The organism is Ereboglobus sp. PH5-10 (genome assembly GCF_029504735.1).
In the GTDB taxonomy this organism is placed as follows: domain Bacteria; phylum Verrucomicrobiota; class Verrucomicrobiia; order Opitutales; family Opitutaceae; genus Ereboglobus.
In genome coordinates this window covers 26443-44539 of the sequence record NZ_JAQFIP010000009.1, presented here as the reverse complement: position 1 = coordinate 44539, position 18097 = coordinate 26443, and the positions used below count along the sequence as shown (strand labels likewise).

At 60.1% G+C, this 18097-nt stretch carries 12 protein-coding genes and 3 tRNA genes; 10 read left to right on the top strand and 5 right to left on the bottom strand.

Translation table 11 applies throughout. The annotated features are described in order from the left end of the window. Positions 1 to 81: 81 nt before the first annotated feature. Together M2447_RS08665 and M2447_RS08660 are read right to left on the bottom strand one after the other, a co-directional pair. Complete coding sequence (locus M2447_RS08665; RefSeq protein ID WP_277558280.1) at positions 82 to 795, bottom strand: PP2C family serine/threonine-protein phosphatase; 714 nt, start codon at positions 793 to 795, stop codon at positions 82 to 84. Between the two features lie 164 nt (positions 796 to 959). Next, on the bottom strand, positions 960 to 3062 hold the full coding sequence (locus M2447_RS08660; protein WP_277558279.1) for a helicase C-terminal domain-containing protein: 2103 nt from the start codon (positions 3060 to 3062) through the stop codon (positions 960 to 962). 417 nt (positions 3063 to 3479) lie between these two features. Between M2447_RS08660 and M2447_RS08655 the strand changes: the two genes are divergently transcribed. From M2447_RS08655 to M2447_RS08635, 5 genes are all read left to right on the top strand, one after another. Next, a complete protein-coding gene (locus M2447_RS08655; protein WP_277558278.1) occupies positions 3480 to 3923 on the top strand; it encodes a hypothetical protein in 444 nt (147 codons plus the stop codon). 20 nt (positions 3924 to 3943) lie between these two features. Then, complete coding sequence (locus tag M2447_RS08650; RefSeq protein ID WP_277509133.1) at positions 3944 to 4624, top strand: DUF6794 domain-containing protein; 681 nt, start codon at positions 3944 to 3946, stop codon at positions 4622 to 4624. A 116-nt stretch (positions 4625 to 4740) separates the two neighbouring features. Beyond that, a complete protein-coding gene (locus M2447_RS08645; protein WP_277558277.1) occupies positions 4741 to 5637 on the top strand; it encodes a hypothetical protein in 897 nt (298 codons plus the stop codon). A gap of 94 nt (positions 5638 to 5731) precedes the next feature. Continuing rightward, on the top strand, positions 5732 to 7144 hold the full coding sequence (locus tag M2447_RS08640; protein ID WP_277558276.1) for an MATE family efflux transporter: 1413 nt from the start codon (positions 5732 to 5734) through the stop codon (positions 7142 to 7144). Between the two features lie 383 nt (positions 7145 to 7527). After that, positions 7528 to 11349 carry an autotransporter-associated beta strand repeat-containing protein gene (locus M2447_RS08635; RefSeq protein ID WP_277558275.1) on the top strand — a complete coding sequence of 1274 codons (3822 nt, stop codon included), beginning with the start codon at positions 7528 to 7530 and terminating at the stop codon, positions 11347 to 11349. Between the two features lie 178 nt (positions 11350 to 11527). Here the strand turns inward: M2447_RS08635 and M2447_RS08630 are convergent, their stop codons facing one another. Next, a complete protein-coding gene (locus tag M2447_RS08630; RefSeq protein WP_277558274.1) occupies positions 11528 to 12457 on the bottom strand; it encodes a LysR family transcriptional regulator in 930 nt (309 codons plus the stop codon). Between the two features lie 710 nt (positions 12458 to 13167). Here M2447_RS08630 and M2447_RS08625 point away from each other — a divergent pair. From M2447_RS08625 to M2447_RS08610, 4 genes are all read left to right on the top strand, one after another. Further along, positions 13168 to 13244 (top strand) — tRNA-Glu (locus tag M2447_RS08625). Positions 13245 to 13247: 3 nt separating this feature from the next. Continuing rightward, a tRNA-Lys gene (locus M2447_RS08620) sits at positions 13248 to 13325 on the top strand. Between the two features lie 546 nt (positions 13326 to 13871). Beyond that, positions 13872 to 13947 (top strand) — tRNA-Arg (locus tag M2447_RS08615). Positions 13948 to 14156: 209 nt separating this feature from the next. Further along, positions 14157 to 15878, top strand: coding sequence for a TROVE domain-containing protein (locus M2447_RS08610; protein WP_277558272.1), 1722 nt, complete (start codon positions 14157 to 14159; stop codon positions 15876 to 15878). A gap of 273 nt (positions 15879 to 16151) precedes the next feature. Here the strand turns inward: M2447_RS08610 and M2447_RS08605 are convergent, their stop codons facing one another. Continuing rightward, positions 16152 to 16433 carry a hypothetical protein gene (locus M2447_RS08605; RefSeq protein WP_277558271.1) on the bottom strand — a complete coding sequence of 94 codons (282 nt, stop codon included), beginning with the start codon at positions 16431 to 16433 and terminating at the stop codon, positions 16152 to 16154. A 17-nt stretch (positions 16434 to 16450) separates the two neighbouring features. After that, complete coding sequence (locus M2447_RS08600; RefSeq protein WP_277558270.1) at positions 16451 to 16816, bottom strand: hypothetical protein; 366 nt, start codon at positions 16814 to 16816, stop codon at positions 16451 to 16453. Positions 16817 to 17438: 622 nt separating this feature from the next. Here M2447_RS08600 and M2447_RS08595 point away from each other — a divergent pair. After that, positions 17439 to 18089, top strand: a complete 651-nt coding sequence (locus M2447_RS08595; RefSeq protein WP_277558269.1) for an HNH endonuclease — start codon at positions 17439 to 17441, stop codon at positions 18087 to 18089. The last annotated feature ends 8 nt before the right edge of the window (positions 18090 to 18097 follow it).

The window sequence follows — 18097 nt, the reverse complement described above, 5'->3', positions numbered from 1 at the left end:
CGGGGTCTGTCCGAATGAACTTTGATCTTTCGCGGGTGGGGCGCGCTCGCCGAGCGCGCCGGGAATGGCGGGAGCCGGCGCTCAAAGCGCGTCCACTTGCACGAGCACACAGGTGGCGTTGTCGCGGCCGCCGCGTTCGTTGGCGGTGTCGATGAGGCGGGCGAGGATGTCGGCGGGCGCGTCGTCCTTTGTCAGCATGACGGCGAGCTCAAGTTCGTTGATGGCCTTGTTGATGCCGTCGCTGCAGAAAAAATAGCGGTCGTTTGCCTGGAGGGGAAGCTGGAGCGTGTCGACTTCCGGATATCCTTGCTGGCCTATGCAACGGGTGAGCGATTTTCGCTGCGCCTCGTTGTAACCCGCGTATCCGGCGGCGGCGCGGCGGCGCGCGTCGTTTTCGACGGTGTGATCCATCGTGAGCGGGGTGAGCTTGCCGCCGCGTATCCGGTAGCAGCGGGAATCGCCGACGTGCGCGAGGCAGAATTGGTTTTCGCGCAAAACCGCGTAGGTGAGCGTGGTGCCCATGCCGATCGGGCTGATTTTCGCGGCCAGCGAACAAACCGCCTGGTTAATGCGGCGAGTGGCGGGCACGAGGTCGGGGATGGCTCCGTCGGGCATGGCGGTGATTTCCTTGCGCAGGGTGGTGACGGCTATCTGGGCGGCCTCCGCGCCGCCGGGCAATCCGCCAATGCCATCCGCCACGCCGTAGAGATGCAGCGCGTCGTCGCAAACGAAGCGGTCTTCGTTTGCGCGGCGGACTTTTCCAATGTCAGTGGCTGCTGCGCTACGGATCTGCATATGTAGGTAATGTGCAAAAAACTGTGAGGGTATTCCGCGGCAAATAAAAGATGATTTTTCTTTTTGTTGTTTGTGCGGATGAAGGCGCATGTTTTCGAGCTCCGCCCGACTCCGCAAGATTCGTCCCGGATCGGTTTATGCCGGGGAATGCGAATGGGTGACAATCACTCAAACGGAAGAAATGCGTCGTCGCGGTTTTCGCGCGTCATGCGCGTGACGCGGCGCTGGGGCAGGCATTCGAGAAAGAGGCGTCCGTAGGTTTTGGCGTGGAGGCGCGAGTCGAGCAGGGTGACGACACCGCGGTCGGCGGCGGTGCGGATGAGGCGGCCCACTCCCTGGCGAAATTTTATTAGCGCGTCGGGCAGCGTGAGTTCGTTGAAGGGGTTGCCGCCGCGGTTGCGGATCCATTCGGCGCGCGCCTCAAGCACGGGGTGCGTGGGCACCTCGAAGGGCAGGCGCGTGATGACGACTTGCGAGAGCGCGGGGCCGGGCACGTCGATGCCCGTCCAGAACGAGTCGGTGCCAAAGAGGATGGCGTTTCCCGCCTCGCGCATGAGGCGAGCGAGCTCGGTGCGCGAGCGTCCGTCGCCTTGCATGAGAAAGGGGCGCGCGTGGTCGGTGAAATCGCGCGCGAGCGCCTGCGCGGCGGCGCGCATGTCGGCGTAACTGGTGAAGAGCACGAGCGAGCCGCCGGGGACGCGCAGCGTGCAGTGGCGCAGGTAGTCGATGAGCGCGTCGAGCGCGAGGCGCGCGTCCTTGGGCGAGGGAAGCGGGATGTCGGTCGCGGCGAAGACGCGCATGTGGCGCTCGAAGTCGAAGGGCGATTTTTCGACGGCCCAGCGCACGCCGGTCGCGCCGATGCGTTGCTGGAAGGGCTCGATGGCGCCGCCCATGGCGAGCGTGGCGCTGGTGAAGAGCACGGAGGTGTTGCGCTCGAGGAGCGTTTCGCGGAGCGCGGGGGCGATGTCGATGGGGGCGTTGCGGAGGGTGACGATGGTGTGGCGGCGGCCCGTGCGCTCGACCCAGTAAACGGATTCGTCGTCGGAGAGTTTCAGGAAGTCGCGCAGCGTGGAGAGGCAGGTGTTGAGCTTGCGGTATTGCTCCAAAAGTTCCTCGCGGGCGCGACCGGCCTCGCCGTTGTCGTCGAATTTGTCGGCGTAAGTGCGCACGGCCTTGATGAGCGCCTGGAGGGGCGGGTTGAGCCAAGGCTCGGCGATGCCTGGCTCGCGCACGCGGACGATGGCGCGCTGGGCGAGGACGCGCTCGGCGATGTGCGAGAAAAACTGGTGCGCGGCCTCGATGGCGTCGCTGACGAGCTGGAGGGTTTCGAGCGGGGCGCGGAGTTTGACGAGGAGGCCGCGTTTGTTTTTCGGGTTGTAGAGGTATTTGAGCATGCGGTCCACGCCGTAGCTGGAGAGGCGCATGCCGAAGTGGTCGGTGGCGACGCCGGGCACGGTGTGCGCCTCGTCGAGCACGACAAAGTCGTCGGGAAAAAGGATGCCGCGCGTCGCGCCGCCCTTTTCGCGCGCGCCGCCGGCGTTGATGAGGGCGAAGAGGAGCGCGTGGTTGACGATGATGAGATTGGCCTTGGCGATGCGGGCGCGGGCGCGCTGGTAGAAGCATTTTTCGCAATCGCAATATTTGCGCGCGCAGGCGGACGAGTCGGCGTTGACCATTTCCCAGACGTCGGGCGAGGGCGGCGGGTTGAGTTCGTGGCGGAGTCCGTCGCGTGAGGTGTCGGCCCATTCGGCGATGCGCCGGAGTTCGTCGTGCTCGGGCGTGGAGAAGAGCTCGTGCTTGTCCTTGAGCGCGGCGGCGAGTCGCGTGGTGCACAGGTAGTTGGATTTGCCGACGAGGACGGCGCTTTTGAAATCGGCGTATTTTTTGAGCTCCGGGCGCGAGGAAAAGATGCCGCGGCAGTGAGGGATGTCCTTTTTCTCAAGCTGTTCCTGAAGCGCGATGGTGTGCGTGGAGACGACGAGCTGGCGCGACTGGTCGACGGCGTGGATGATGCCGGGCAGGAGGTAGGCGAGCGATTTGCCGACGCCGGTGCCGGCCTCGAAGAGGAGCGGTTCGTCGTCCCGCATGGCCGCGGCGACGGCGCGCGCCATGGTTTCCTGCTGCGGACGGTGCTCGAGGTCGTGCCCGGACTGGAGCCAGCCGCCCTCGGCGAAGATGCGCGCGGCCAGCCGCGGCGCGTGCGAAGGCGGCGGCTCTGGCGGCGGAGGCATGTCCTCCGGCGAGTGCGGGTTGGAGAGTCCGATCATGTTGGCGGAGTGAAGGGAAAACAGTGAGTGCGCGGATGCGCGCGGCGCGAGCCTTGTTTTCCTCGGTTAGCCGCCGGCACACCTTTGTGTTTTCAGGCGAGCTGGGTTTGGAGGGTGCTCTTTCCACGGCGCATGGGGAGGCAATGCCCGCGTGCACAGTATTTCGAGCAGTGTGCCTTTAAGCATGACAAAATTGTGACTTCATAATGAACAACAAGCAGGTTCCAATGTGCTGGCGGAGAGTTGGAGGAGTCGCTCATTGGCGTGGATGGTGAAGGCAAAGTGAGCGCATGGTTATGCGGAGCGCCGCAGCCTATTTTTCCACGGGCGCGACGTGATGTGGCGGGGAAATGCGCGAGAAATGTTTGCCGCATGGAAGGCTTGCTCCGGGAAGGCGAGGCGGGAAATATGTTTTGCATGAACACGCCCCCGCCCTTGTTCCCCGAGCAAAGTAAAACAGATGACGGCCATTTGCGGGCTTTGGTGATTTGCCACTATGTGAACGCCGGGCTGGGCTTCCTTTGGCTAGGCTTCATCGGCATGCATTACGCGTTTATGCGGATGTTTTTCTCGAATCCCGAAATGTGGGAAAACGCGCAAGGCGGGAGCGCGCCGCCGGAGGGCTTTTTTGATATGTTCAAATGGTTTTATGTAATTGGTGCAGTGCTTGTGGTGGTGTCGATGGTGCTCAATTTGCTTTCGGCGGGCTGTATCAAGGCGCGACGGAACCGCGTGTTTTCCCTGGTGGTGTCCGGGCTTAATTGCCTGAACATGCCGATAGGAACGCTGCTCGGCGTCTTCACCATCGTCGTGCTTTCGCGACGGTCGGTGATGGAAGTTTATAATTTGAGGCAGAATTAAGCCAAACCCGTTTAAATAATATGAAACTATTGAAATGGTTGTGTTTGTTTTTGTTTATTGCCTGCCATGCGGAAGCCGAGGCTCCAGTCAAGTCGTGGACGCATGTCCCGGAAGACAAGTATGATTATCCTTGGAGGGTGCTGCTTTTGCCCAATGGAAAAATTGAGAGTCAGACACTTTTTGACGGAATTCGAAGATCCGACATATACAAGGCTCGCATCAATAAAAAATATATTAAATTCAAAACAAACAGCGGTATTGTTGTAAAGTTGTCGAAAAAAGAAGGGGAATTGGTTTTTCAAAATAAACTGGCGGGAAAGGAGTATGTTTTTCGTCCATCCGCCGAATGGGATTGTCGATTTGACAAGGCTCTCCCCATACCGAAAACCGAAACTGAAGCCATAAGCACACTGCGAAAGATCATGAGTTCCGATGAAATCGAACAGATTAGATCAATGAAGAAAGATGATCTAATCCGTTTACATTTTGGGTGGGGCATGTGGATTCGCAATGCGTTCGGGTTTTTAGGGGGGAGAAAATCAGCATTGCTTAAAGATTTAGGCGGAGGACATCCCGATCATGCAAGTGGGAAGCTTCTTTTGGCATTTTGGGAAGATTTGCAGAAGGACAAGAAAACGGATTCGGCTGCGCCGGTGGATTCAGAAACAAACACGAACAAACGCAGTGACAAGGATGGCTAGTCAAATCGTTGCCAATATTTCCGTTCGATTTCAAATTTGAGGCGGAAGCGGTTGGCTAATGGTAAATATTGAAAAAACAAGTTGCGCCATTTTAACAAATTTTCAAATTTACACGCATGTTTATTATCCTTGGCAGCGATGGTGTTGAGTATGGGCCGGTGGACGCGGCCACGGTTAAGGCGTGGCTGAACGAGGGGCGCGCGGTTTTGCAGACGAAGGCGCGGAGGGCGGATTCGCCCGAGTGGCAAACGCTGGCGGCCTTTCCGGAATTCGCGGAGAATGAAGCACCGCCACCGCTGCCCGAGTCGGCCAGAAAAACCCCGGTCACAATCGACGCCGAGGCGTATGCGGCGGATTTGATCGCGCGCGCAAAGCCGCTCGACGTCATCGGCTGCATTTCGCGCGGGTGGGCGTTTTATAAATCGGATTTCGGGCCGATACTCGGCGTGACGCTGCTGACGTTGCTGCTGATGAACGCGGTGCCGTTTGGCGCGCTGATCGCCACGGGGTTGGGCATGGCGGGAATTTATTATTATTACTTGGGAAAAATGCGCGGGCAGCAAAGACAGCTTTCCGATGTGTTTGTGGGTTTTTCGCGCATGACCGCGCCGCTGATCGTGGGCAATCTGGCGATTTTTGGGATCGTGCTCGCGTGCATGCTGCCGATTTATGTTTTTGTTGTGATCGGGGCGGTTCTGCAATCCCCGGTGGGTTTGGTGATGGCGGTGGTCGGCGGATTGGCGGGCATGGCCGTGGTGCTTTACATTTCGGTGGTGCTCAACTTTGTGTTTCCGCTGATCATCGACAAAAATCTCGACTGGAGGGATGCGATGAAGGTGAGCAGGCGTGTTATTGGCGCGCAGTTCTGGCGGTTTTTGCTGCTGATGGTTTTGGCGGGGTTGATTTCATGCCTTGGGTTGCTGTTGTTCCTAGTCGGTGTGTATCTGCTGGTGCCCCTGACCATTGCCTCGTATGCGCAGGCGTATGAGGATTTGTGCAATCCGAAGGATTGAGGTTGCGCGCCGGGGGGGCGGCATCGCGGCGATCCGCATTCCAGTTAATAATTGCGTTGCGCGCGCGCGGTTGCATGGTTCGCCGGTTCCAAGCATGGCATCCAGGGCACAGTCGTATCTTTCGGAGGCGCGCGGCACGTTGCTGCTCGCGGTGCCGATCATTGCCGGGCAGGTGGGGCAGATCGCGATGGGGATCACGGACAGCTACATGATCAGTCTCATCGGGGACAAGGTGTCGTTCGCGGCCTCGGCGTTTGCGGGCAATATTTTCAACATGTTCTACATCGCGGCGATCGGGCTGCTGGCGTCGGTGCCGGTGCTGGTGGCGCGCGCGCACGGCGAGAACAATCCGCGCGAGTGCGGCGAGCTGCTGCGGCACGGGCTGTTGATGGCGGTTGTGTTTTGCGCGATCGAGATGGCGGGGTTGTTTGTGTTGAGTTACCGGTTGCATTTGTTCGACCAGCCCGCGGCGGTCGTGGCGGCGGCGGGGGCGTATTTCCGCATCGTGGCGGTGTCGCTCGCGCCAGTGATGATTTTTCAGGTGTTGCGCCAGTATTCCGAGGCGATGGGGCGGCCCTGGGAGCCGATGTTTATTTTGATCGCATGCGTGTTTTTGAACGTGGCGCTGAACTGGGTGCTGATTTACGGCAACTTGGGCGCGCCGAGGCTGGGGCTTGTGGGCGCGGGTTGGGCGACGTTGATTTCGCGCGTGGCGGCGGCGTCCGCATTGTTCTGGTGGTTGAGGCGCGCGGCGGCGGCGGGCGCCGCGGATGATGCCGCGCGCGAGGCGTGGCCGGCGCGCTGGTTTTTTGCGACGAAGGGCTCGCGGGTCATGGCGATGCTGCGCATCGGCGTGCCGACTTCGGGGCAGTTGCTGTTTGAGAGTGTCGCCTTTGCGGCGGCGGCGGTGATGATGGGCTGGTTCAACAGCGTCGATCCGATCGCGGCGCACCAGATCGCGATGAATTGCGCGGCGTTCACGTTCATGTTTGTGCTGGGGCTGGCGACGGCGGCGTCGATCCGGGTGGGGCAGTGCGCGGGCGCGGGCGAGCGCGAGCGTGTGCGCACGGTGGGGTTTGGCGCGATGGCGATGTGCGTGCTCTGGATGGCGTTCACGGCCCTGGTGATTTCGCTGGGACGGTGGATGATCGCGGGTTGGTTCAAACAGGACGCGGCGGTGACCGCGCTGGCGGCGCAGCTTTTGCTGGTGGCGGCGGTGTTCCAGATTTTCGACGGCGTGCAAGTCGTGGGCGCGGGCATGCTGCGCGGGCTGACCGATGTGAAGGTGCCGACGGTGGTCACATTTGTCGCCTATTGGGTGGTCGCGTTGCCGCTGGGGTATTTTTACGGGGTGCGCGGCGACGGCGGGCCGGTGGGAGTTTGGATTGCACTGGCGCTGGCGCTGGCGGTTGCCGCGGTGACGCTTTCGCTGAGATTCGCGCGGCTGACGCGAACGGGGCACGGGCGCGGTTTTGACGGTTCCGTCCGCGACGATGTCCGGGCTTAATCCGTGCAATTGGTGTAAATCAGCCGGGCCAAGCCCTTGGTAGCCTTGTTTTTTTAGAATGATGAGGTTTTTATGGGAAACGAGGGCGGTTTTCAGATGAGTGAATCAATCGTGAGCGTTTCCCGCTCCCTCCATTGTTCCTTTCGGGTGCATTTTTGAAATAGTGTGCCCATCTGAAATTATTATGTAATTAACGCCATTTATTGCAAGTTCGTAACAATCTATCAATCAGCTGATTGCTTGACTTGTTTGCAGATTTCCCCAATTGGTTTTGCTCCCCAATAAAACCCCAGGCCCAACAGGCAGTTCGTAGAATTCACTCTGTCCCGATGGGATTAACGTAAATAAAGCATAAAAATAACCCATAATCAGTCCTCAAAACAATGAACACTAAACATAGTCGCACCACCACCCTCTGTTGCCTTGGTAATTGTTCAATTAAATCCCTCGCCACGGCCGCCGCCGTGTTTGCCGCGGGATTCTTTTCACCGCTCACGGCTGCGATACAATATGATGATGATGAGTATCGCTCGGATCCGGTCTCGACCGGCGTCGCGGGCAATGTCGAGGAGCTGCGCGTGAACAACGGTTATGCGGCGCAGGGCGGCGTCATCAGCGGCGCGGGCGGCGTGCTCAAAACCGGGGCGGGCGATCTCTGGCTGGCCGCGGAAAACACGTTCACCGGCGGACTGACGGTCAGCGGGGGCGTTATTTCATTTGACGAGGGGTATTCGCGCGCCGACGCCGCGCTTGGCGCCGCGGGCGGCTCAATCACGCTTGATGGAGGCATGCTTTACTCGAGCAACCAGATCACGCTTGACCCGGCGCGTCTGGTGTCACTTGGCGCAAACGGCGGCGCGCTGGCCGGCCGCATCGTCATTGAGCAGGCCTTCGCCGGTGCGGGACCGCTGTCCATCGAGTCCTACGGGGGGGCGTCCGATATCACCCTTGGCGGACTGCAAAACCACACCGGCGCGACCACGGTTAACAATTCCGCGCTTTATATCACGGGCACATTGGTCAATTCGGGCGGAATCACCCTGGACGCCGAGGCCTATCTGCAAGTCGGCGACTATGGTTCGGACGCGGCGCAATTGAATGGTTTGGTGAACGCCTCCGATGGCAGCGTCTTCTTTTTTGGCGAGTCGCGTTTCAACGGAACGATCAATCTCGGCTCCGACGGTTCGTCATCCTTGTGCACGCTGAGCTTTTGGGAGAATAGTTCCGCCGGAAGCTCCGCCATTAACATTAATCCCAACGGGAGCCTTCAATTTTGGGACAATGCCCTGCCCGGTTCGGCCACCATCAGAAACGACGGCGGAGCGATCGAGTTTTATTATTTCGACATGCCTGTTTCCGCGGCCTCGGTGAGCATCAGCAACAACGCCACCCCGTCCAGTCCTGGATACCTCTGCATCCAAACGATCGGCGGCGTGGGCGACACCTTCGCGATCGGACACCTTGCCGGCAGCGGCAACGTCTATCTCGGCGATTCCACCCTCGTGCTCGGCGGGCTCGACAACCGCGACATGCTCATCAGCGGCACCATCTCGTATGGCGATTCCTACGGATACGGAGGCGTGCTCGGCGGCCTTCAAAAAATCGGCGGCGCCACGCTCACGCTGGGCGCGGCCAACGCCTATTACGGCGCCACCTCCCTGATTGCGGGCAAAATTGTTCTCAATACGGCCGATGCCATTTCGTATAGCGCGCTCGTGACGCTCGCGGCGAACTCCACGCTCGCGATTAATGCCGACAACACCCTCTGGAACCTCACCGCCGACTCCGCGTCCGCCACGCTCGAACTCAACAACGGCGCCACGGCCACGCTCGTCAACGGCATCACCGAAAACATCGACACCTATTACGGCGGCACCAACGTCACCATTTCCAACGGCACCACCGCTTTCGCGGGCGGCATTACGGGCGACGGCTCAATCACCAAGACCGGCGACGGCACGCTTCTGCTCTCCGGTGTCAACACCTACACCGGCAGCACCACGATCGAGGAGGGCGAGCTCGTCATCGCCTCCGACGCCGCCCTTGGCGCGGCTGGCGGCGCGCTTTCCTTTGCGGGCGATCTCATCGCGCCCACGCTTGTCCTCACGGGCGATGTTGACGCGCCGGGCCGCGCGCTTTCCGTCGCCGCGCTCACCGATTCCTCCGTGCCCGCGGGCAGCATCGCCGCCAGCATCAACACCGCCGGCCACACGCTCGCCATCGGGCGGGGGCTTTCCGGCGACGGCAATCTCCAGGTCGCCGGCGGCGGCGAGGTTTCGATTGCCGGCCCCCTTGCGCATGCCGCGACAACCGAAATCACCGGCGCGACCACGCTCGCTCTCGCCGGCGCGGGAAGCGCGGGCAGGGTTGTTCTTGGCGACGGCGTTCTCGCCCCCAGCGGCGCCCAAACCATCGCCAGCCTCGAATGGCAGTCCGGCGGCACGCTCAAAATCGACATTGACCGCGGAGACCGCCTCAACGTGACCGGCGCTGTCGAGCGCGCCGGCGCCAGCCTGCTCAATGTCGCCCCTGTGAAAAGCGGCGCGTGGACACAAAACGAAACCCACGTCATCGCCACCTTCGGTAGCACCTCGCTCGCAAACGCCGATTTCGCCACCCTCGCGCTCGGTGATGGAATCACGGGCCGGATCATTGTCGATGGCAACACGCTCAAGCTCACCACCGCCTCCGATGTCGAGCCGGAACCGTCGACCAACCCCTACACGGCTTGGATAAACGGTTTCAATCTCCCCGTCGCCGATCGCGCGCCCACGGCCGATCCCGATGGCGACGGCATTCCGAATCTTCTCGAGTTCATCCTCATGCTCGATCCGACCAAGGTTGATTGCCATGGCATCGTCGCGACCACGGTCATCGTTGGCCAAAGCAAATATCCCGCGGTTGGCTACGTGCGCCGCCGCGCCCTTGGCGATGTCCGGTCGGCCGTGCGCATTTACAGCAATCTCAAGCAGGCTGCCGATCTTAATCCCGTCGAGGTCTCCGTCACCGCTCGCGACGCGCTGAGCGACTACGTCATCATCCGCTCCGCCTCGCCCCTCACGCAACGCGCCAGCCAGTTCTTCCGCATCGAGGCCACCGCGCCATCCTCGCTCAGGGGCACGGTCACGCGCTCCATTCCCATCTCGATGCTCTCCGACCCCGTCGGCGCGATGTATCGCGGTTTTTCATACGGCAGAACCGCCACGGTCGCGTTCCCCCTGCTCGACGATGTCTGGGCCGGCATCGTTTCCGCCGGTTCCAGCAAAACGATTACCTTCAACGAAACGCTTCCCGCGCTCGAGCGCGGCGCCAGTTACTACCTCGAGGTTGTCACCGGGCCGCGCGCCGGTGATCGCTATGATGTCGCGGAAGTTGCGGGCCAGTCCGCGAAGCTCGACCTCTCCGCGTCCTCATGCAGCACCGTGAAAAACGCGCTTCCCGCGGATATCGCCGGAGCCCGCTGCATCCTGCGCGAGCACATGACGCTCGCCAAGCTCGGGCAGCTCTTGGATGCCGGCAAAAGGGACTCCGCTGACATTGCGACGCCCGCGCACAAGTGTGTTTGCAAGAAAACATACAGGCATCGCGGCAAATACAACATCCGCAGCCTGTCCCACAGGCAGCTGTGCCGCGGAGATTGTTATCATGGCGGCAATGGCGGCAGCCAAAACACCTCGGCCTTTGGTTACAGCCACGTGGAAGTTTATCATGGTCCGTTGATGGGCTGGGTTTGTTATTATCCCGATAGCACGGGCGCGGTTTGGACCCTGCAAAAGAACCCCGGAAGAACTGCCGTCAACAAAGCCGGCACGATCATCGCCCCCGGCACGGTGGTCAAGGTTGTCGCGCGCGCACCCGGCCTCAGTCTTGTGCAAACGGGTTCCGTTCGCACGAACCCGTTCAACCTGCCGCTCGTCAGGGGCCTGCAATTGTTCTCGACCGGGTTTCCGTGCGCGATGAGCTCGGACGAGCTCGCGATGACACGGGACAACGGCTGGACGGGCGCGCCGCTTTCGTTGCTCGCGGACGAGGTCTACGCGCTGAGCTCCAAGACCACGTCGGGTTACATGCACTACCTCGACAGCAGGGGAGTCTGGAGGGCCCTGTTCGGCCAAAAATCTTCCATCGTCATCGGCCCCGATGATTACATCAAGGTCAAGCGCATGAGGGCCGACGAGGACTATACAATCCTGCCTCCGTTCTGATTGTATATTAACAAACGAAATAAAAAGGGCGCCCGGCCAGTTTGCCGGGCGCCCTTTTCGCAGGCGGAGTGTCCTCGATAAAACGTGTCCGCGAAAGTGCGACGCGACGGATTGCGCTTCGAGCGGAGCCGGCTTCGCTCGGATGTCAAAACAGGCCGCGCCCACATTTGACATTTCCCTAGAGTTTCAGCGCCGTGCGCAACCGATCCGCCAGCTTGCGCGCGTTCGGGCGCACTTGCTCGGTGCGCGGGTTCCAGGCGAGCACGAGGTCGCGTTTTAGTTTTCCCAATTCCGGCGCGTTTGCCTCGACAAAACTGCCACGCTCCATGTCGCGCAACGCGATCGCCGGCAGCACCGCCGCGAACCCGCCCGAGCGCACCGCCGCGAGCGTTTGCGGAAAACTCTGGCACACCAGCGCCGGCCTCATTTCCACGCCCGCCTTTGCGGCGACTTCGCGCAGACGTTGCGTGAACTGCCCGTCCGCCATTTGCGCCGCGAGGGGCAGCGCGCCGCCGAGCACGTCAACCAGGCCGATCTTCTGTTTCGCCGCGCGCGCGGGCCCGCCGAACAACGCCGACGGCACCACGCCCGCGTAGGCGAGCGCGCCGAGTGACGCGGACTTCAGGCCGCCGGCCAGCGCATCCTTGCGAATCACGCCGAAATCCACGCGCCCGTCGCAGAGTTGCTGCACGATTTCGTTCGTGCGCAGGTTCACCGTCACGAATCGCGCCTTGTCGCCAAACTCCGACACCAGCGCGCCGAGCTTCGGAATGACAAACCAGTGGATGAGGCTGTCGCCCGCCGCGATTGTGTAATCAATGCTCTCTTCGCGGCATTCCGAGCGGAAATCCTCCAATGCGCGCAACTGCGCGCGCGCCAGTTCCGCAAGACGCGCGCCCCGCGCGCTGAGCTTGAGCAGCTTGCCCTGCCGCCGCGCGACTTCGCAGCCGAAGAACTCGGATATCTCGCGCAACTGGCGGCTGTATTGGCTCTGGCGAATCAAATCGCCGGGAGCCGCCTGCGCGATGCTCCCCGCGTCGTGCACCTCGACAAGCACGCGCAACCGGTCGAGTGAAAGCCCCCGTTCTGCGAACAATTTTTCAAACATGATTATCCAGTCATATATTATGCGGCAACTCTTGTGGAAGGAAAATATTCTTCGTGTATTATCCGTCATCGTAGCGCGGACTGCCAAGTCTGCCTGACCTCAATTTTTCAAAACCAACCACATTTCAAAACCGCGTCATCCGACGCCATCCGCCATGAAACACACACGACTCAACAGCCAACTCGCCACCCGCCTCGCGGGACAGTATCGGTCGTGCGTCGGTATATGCGGGGTGACTGGCAGGCGAGATTTCGGGAGCTTGCGCGGCGAACAGGGCCCCAAGTCCGAAACAATGAATTTCGTCCATAATATAAACACACAAGGAAGCGGTGCCTAGGCGCACCCGGAACACACGTAGTGATTCCAACAGCGAGCCCGCTTCCAAATCCGGAAGCGGGTTTTTTGTTTCGCGCCAAAGTGCGCGGCAAAACGAAAGCCATGCGATGCTCCCGGAACCCGCCGGGAACCCCGTGCCCGTTTGTCAATTTTCATATTCCATAGGAGGCTTCACAGCTGAGCCCAGGTCAATCAGCCAACGTCCGCGCAAAATCCCGCGGTCGTCCAAACCGTGAGTATAAAAACAATACACACGAGAGGGACGCGGGTGTGTGTTCTTTTTTGTGAAAATAATAAATGAACCGTGCGCGGTGCGTCCGATATGGTGACGTCAAATGGCCGGGCCAGCCGCGCACGGACCATTTTTCAGATCACGCCTTGTCGTCTAACAAGCAAAGGATGCCGGTCTTTCAATCCGGTGATGCGGGTGCGATTCCCGTCGGGGCGGCCAACCGGAGCTGTGGTGTTTAACAGATAGCACAGCGGGCTTTTAACCCGCAAGGTGCGGGTGCGAATCCCGCCGGCTCCACCAATTTTTTAATCTTTCACCTGCGGTCATTGAGGGCGGCAAGAGCGGAGAAGTCTTCCGCCGCCGAGCGACCTGAGCCGCAGTCTAATTTTTCTCAGGCAGGGCGAAGCCTCCGGCTGAGCCGAAACGATTCGCATGCCGTAACATTCCCGGCTCAGCCGGAGGCTTCGCCCTACCCGCATATAAACAATATTACATTGAACCAATATTATTCAGCTACGATGCCAATCGAATACAACCCCAACGGGGTTTTATAACTTAGCCCGGGGTTGCTGTAGCAACGCGAAAGCTACCCTGGGTTAATATAGAAACAATAAACACGACCCTGCAAGGGTCGCACAATCGAAATTTCACGATGCTTTGCGCAACCCTTGCGGGGTTGTGTATTAAAAACTTTGATGCCCGGGGTAGGCTCCTGCGCCGGCAATCCTGGCTGATGTATAAAACTCCGTTGGGGTTTATCTCCGTTTTTCCAATTGCCCGAAACTTGCCCCAAGGCTCTTTAGATTTATCATTATAGTTTTTCAATTTTCCGGACAGTGAGGCTTGGAGTTACTTCGTAGCTCAATGGTAGAGCAATCAAATCCTAATTGATGTGTTGCGGGTTCAATCCCCGCCGAACTCGCAAGAGTTCATCACTCCAGCCGCCGTTCTTCCGGAAATCCTTTTTTCGGGCAGTGAAGGTGAAGATACTTCAACGCGAGGCCAGATGTTCCCGGGCCGAGGAATCGATGAGCCGGTGCTTGAGTGCGCCGGCTTTTGCGCGTAGTGCTAAAATCGAAACCGAGCGGTGTGTGGCGCGGCGGGGCCCTTAAACAAGCCCTGCTTTGCAACATGTCAGCGCACTCCGTCAGGGAGCGCCTCTTCGCCGATTTTTCTCCCGAAATCCTTTCGTGCGGGCAGTCCCCGCACGGTGTTGCGTCCACTTTCGAAGGCAGTGAGGGCGCGGTTGCTTCCCGTCACGAAATCCACCGCGCCCGTGAATCCTCCTTCGATTTTGGCGAACGCCGTTCTCCTGCAATGTTACATTACCACACGCAACCCGGCGCACCGGGCAAACCAAACAACCAGGAAAGGAGGCCAACCATTATGGCCAAATTCAGCAAAATCCTGTCCGCCGCGCGCAAAACTTTCATCCGCGCGCCGGACACCGTCAACCATGCCGGCGGCGCCGCCTACGCGCAGCCCGCCAAGCTCGAACTCGTTTCGACGCTCGTCACCTCGTTCCTTCAGGACGAGTTTTATCGCACCGAGCCGCAGACCGTGGCGCGCATCCGCGAACTTATCGCGATACTCGTCGCGACCGATCCGCTCTTTGTCGCGAAAGCCGCGCTCTACGCGCGCCACCAGCACGGCATGCGCTCCGTCAGTCACCTCGTGGCCGGCGAGATCGCCAGGCACGTGAAAGGCGCCTCGTGGAGCAAAAACTTTCACGACAAAATCGTGCGCCGTCCCGACGATGTGATCGAAATCCTCGGCTACTATCTCGCCGCCCACGGACGTCCGCTGCCCAACTCCCTTAAAAAAGGGCTCGGCGCAGCGCTCGCCCGTTTCGACGAGTATCAGCTCGCGAAATACCGCCGCGACCACGCCGCGTTCAAACTCGTCGACGCCGTCAACCTCGTGCGTCCGCCCGCCACGCCCGCGATCAACGCGCTCATGCGCGGTCGGCTCGCTCCCGCGACAACCTGGGAGACGCGCCTCACGCAGGCCGGCGCCGCCGCGGCCGCGGAAAGTCCCGACAACGCCGAAGCCCTCGCCGCCGCGAAAGCGGACGCCTGGGGCTCGCTCGTCCGCGAGCGCAAACTCGGCTACCTCGCGCTTCTCCGCAACGCGCGCAACATCCTCGAGCACGCGCCCGACGCCGTCGGCGAACTCTGCGGGCAGCTCGCGGACGAAACCGCCGTGCGCCGCTCGCTCGTGTATCCGTTCCAGTTCCTGACCGCGCTTGACGCGCTCAGGAAAGGCAACCTCGCCGGCACCGACCGCGTGATGGACGCGCTCAACCAAGCCGTCGATCACTCGCTCGCCAACGTCCCGCGCTTCGAAGGCGCGACCCTCGTCGCGCTCGACTGCTCGGGCTCGATGGCCGGACACCCGCAGGCCATCGGCTCGCTCTTCGCGGCCGTGTTGGTCAAGGCGAGCGGCGCGGACCTGATGCTCTTCAGTGACGACGCGCAGTATCACGCGCTTAACCGCCGCGACACCACGCTCACCGCCGCGAAAAGCATCCCCTTCGCCGCCGGCGGCACGGACTTCAACGCGATCTTCCAGTGCGCCAACCGCGCCTACGATCGCGTGATCGTGCTCTCCGACATGCAAGGCTGGATCGGTGGCGGCGCGCCCCTCGCGGCGCTTGCCGACTATGAGCGCGCGCACAACGCCTCGCCGCGCATCTTCAGCTTCGACCTGAACGGCTACGGCACGCTCCAGTTTCCGCGGGAGCGTGTCTATTGCCTCGCGGGCTGGAGCGACCGGGTGTTCGAGATCATGCAAAAACTCGACCACGACCCGCGCGCCCTCGTGCGCGAAGTCGAGGCGGTCGAGCTTGGCTGACGGACAACAATTCACGCGTTGCATGAGCGTGACACACGGGCTTCCGCCCGTGGGTTTGGAAAATGAAACACCGCAAAAGCGACATTTCACCGCGGGGCGATTTGCCCCGCGAGGTTTGCGCGGCATGGCAGCAACTTTTTGCCATGAGAGTTGGAGCGCACGGACGATTCACCGTGCCGCGCCGCGCAAACTTTTCCAACCCACGGGCGAAGCACCCGTTTTCTTTTCATTTATTCGTTTTTCGTAGCGCAGACTGCCAAGTCTGCTTGGTTTTTATTGTTTAACCCTCTGCCACGGTGCATCCCGTTTTGTTCGCCACGCCATCCATCCGGGCGGCATATCAGCCACCTCCAGAACAGATGCATCATGCCTGACGATCGATTCAAGCGACACTATCATAGTGTCATCGGTGGATTTTTCACCGGCATAATGAAACTGCCATCCGTGATCATCTTCGTCATGATATATGTATGCGATGTCGTGGCCACCTTTCATCACATGCGTTGTGGTAAACACTGCGTAATTTTTAGGCTGATCAAATGGCCAAGTATTCATATGCGGGGGACGGTTATCTAAGGGTTGCCTAGCCATTTGGAGTATTGTGCCCAATCGTTATCAACAATCTTCTGCTGATCTGCGAGTGACATATTATCTGTTCGAAACATGTTCCGCGCGCATTCGGGATATTCAGCCTCCAATAAAACATCTCGATAGTCAGACATGGCTGCTCCAATTTTTTTTCGAAGAATATCAATGTTTCCATTGGCGATTTTGAGTATCGCCAATTGAACCCGGGCTTTTCCAGCCTCTTCACTTTCAATTCCATATGCATCCAGAATAGATAAAATTTCAGCAATGTCATCGTGAGGAAAATCCCGTTGCACGATTCGCTCAACATCATTGCGAGATACATGTGGAATAGGTTGCGATATCTTCATGTCTTTTATCTGAGAGTCGTTACTTGTTAGCTTGCAATCAAACCTAAACATACGGCCTAAGGATCTGCGTTTCCATTTTCAAGCATGCAGACTTGGCAGTCCGCGCTATACTCACCGCGACGCCAAATGCCACATGCCGCAAACCGCGCAGCGATACGCCACGCGCCGCCGCTCGACACCCGCCAGCAACGCGGCATCAAGCGCGTCACCCTGTGATTTGTAGCGACGTTTGCGGGTGCACATCCTGTGCCGCAGTTCGCGAGACGGCTCGCGTGCCGGCTTCCTTGCCATGCGTGTGACACTATTTTCCGCCGCTCACCCTGCAAGCCGCTTCAACCATTTTTCCATCCAACAACCCTTCATCGTCCAAAAGCCAGGACGCGGCCGTGCGAAGGCCGAAATCGAGGTGCAAGTCCTCGTGAAGGGACCACTTTTTCAAATGTATAATGAATAATGCGCCAGCCCTGCCCTTACGCGCACATTCATCCGGTTCATTATACATTTAAAATTATCCATTATTCATTAGCGCGAAGCGCGCACAGAACACACACCACCGCTCACGACACATTATACATTCTTCATTTTCCATTCACCATTAACGCGCACTGCGCTCGCAAACACCATGACACCGCTCCTCGACAAACCGCTCGTTCTCTCGCTCAACCGCTCCTGGCAGGTTATCGGCCACCGCACGGTCAGGCAGGCGCTCGTCGCGCTCAACGGCGGAGATCCCTCCGCCGCCTCCGCGCTTCCGCCCGCGCTCGGCATCGACATCGCCTACGAGCAACACGCCGACGGCACTTGGGATTTTTCCCATCCGCTCTACCTGAATCCGCTCGCTTGGGACGACTGGCTCGCGCTGCCGATCCGCGATTTCGACCTCACCGTCAACACGCCGCGCCAGGCCGTCCGCGTGCCCACGGTCATGATCGCGACCAACTACGCGAAAATGCCCGTGCGCATGCCTCGCCTCACGCGCGAGGCGATCTACGAGCGCGACGGCGGCGTCTGCCAATACACCGGCGAATACGTCGGCCGCGGCAACGGCAACCTCGACCACATCGTGCCCCGCTCGCGCGGCGGTCGCGATACGTTCGAAAACCTTGTCTGGGCCAAGCGCGAAATCAATTCGCTCAAGGCCGACCGCCTCCCGCACGAGGCGGGCCTGCGCCTCCTGCGCCGCCCGCAAACGCCGCGCCCGCTGCCCGCCTCCGCGCTCATCCGCGAAGTGCGCCACCCAGACTGGCGCCACTTCATCACCGCATCCGCGTAACTAAAACA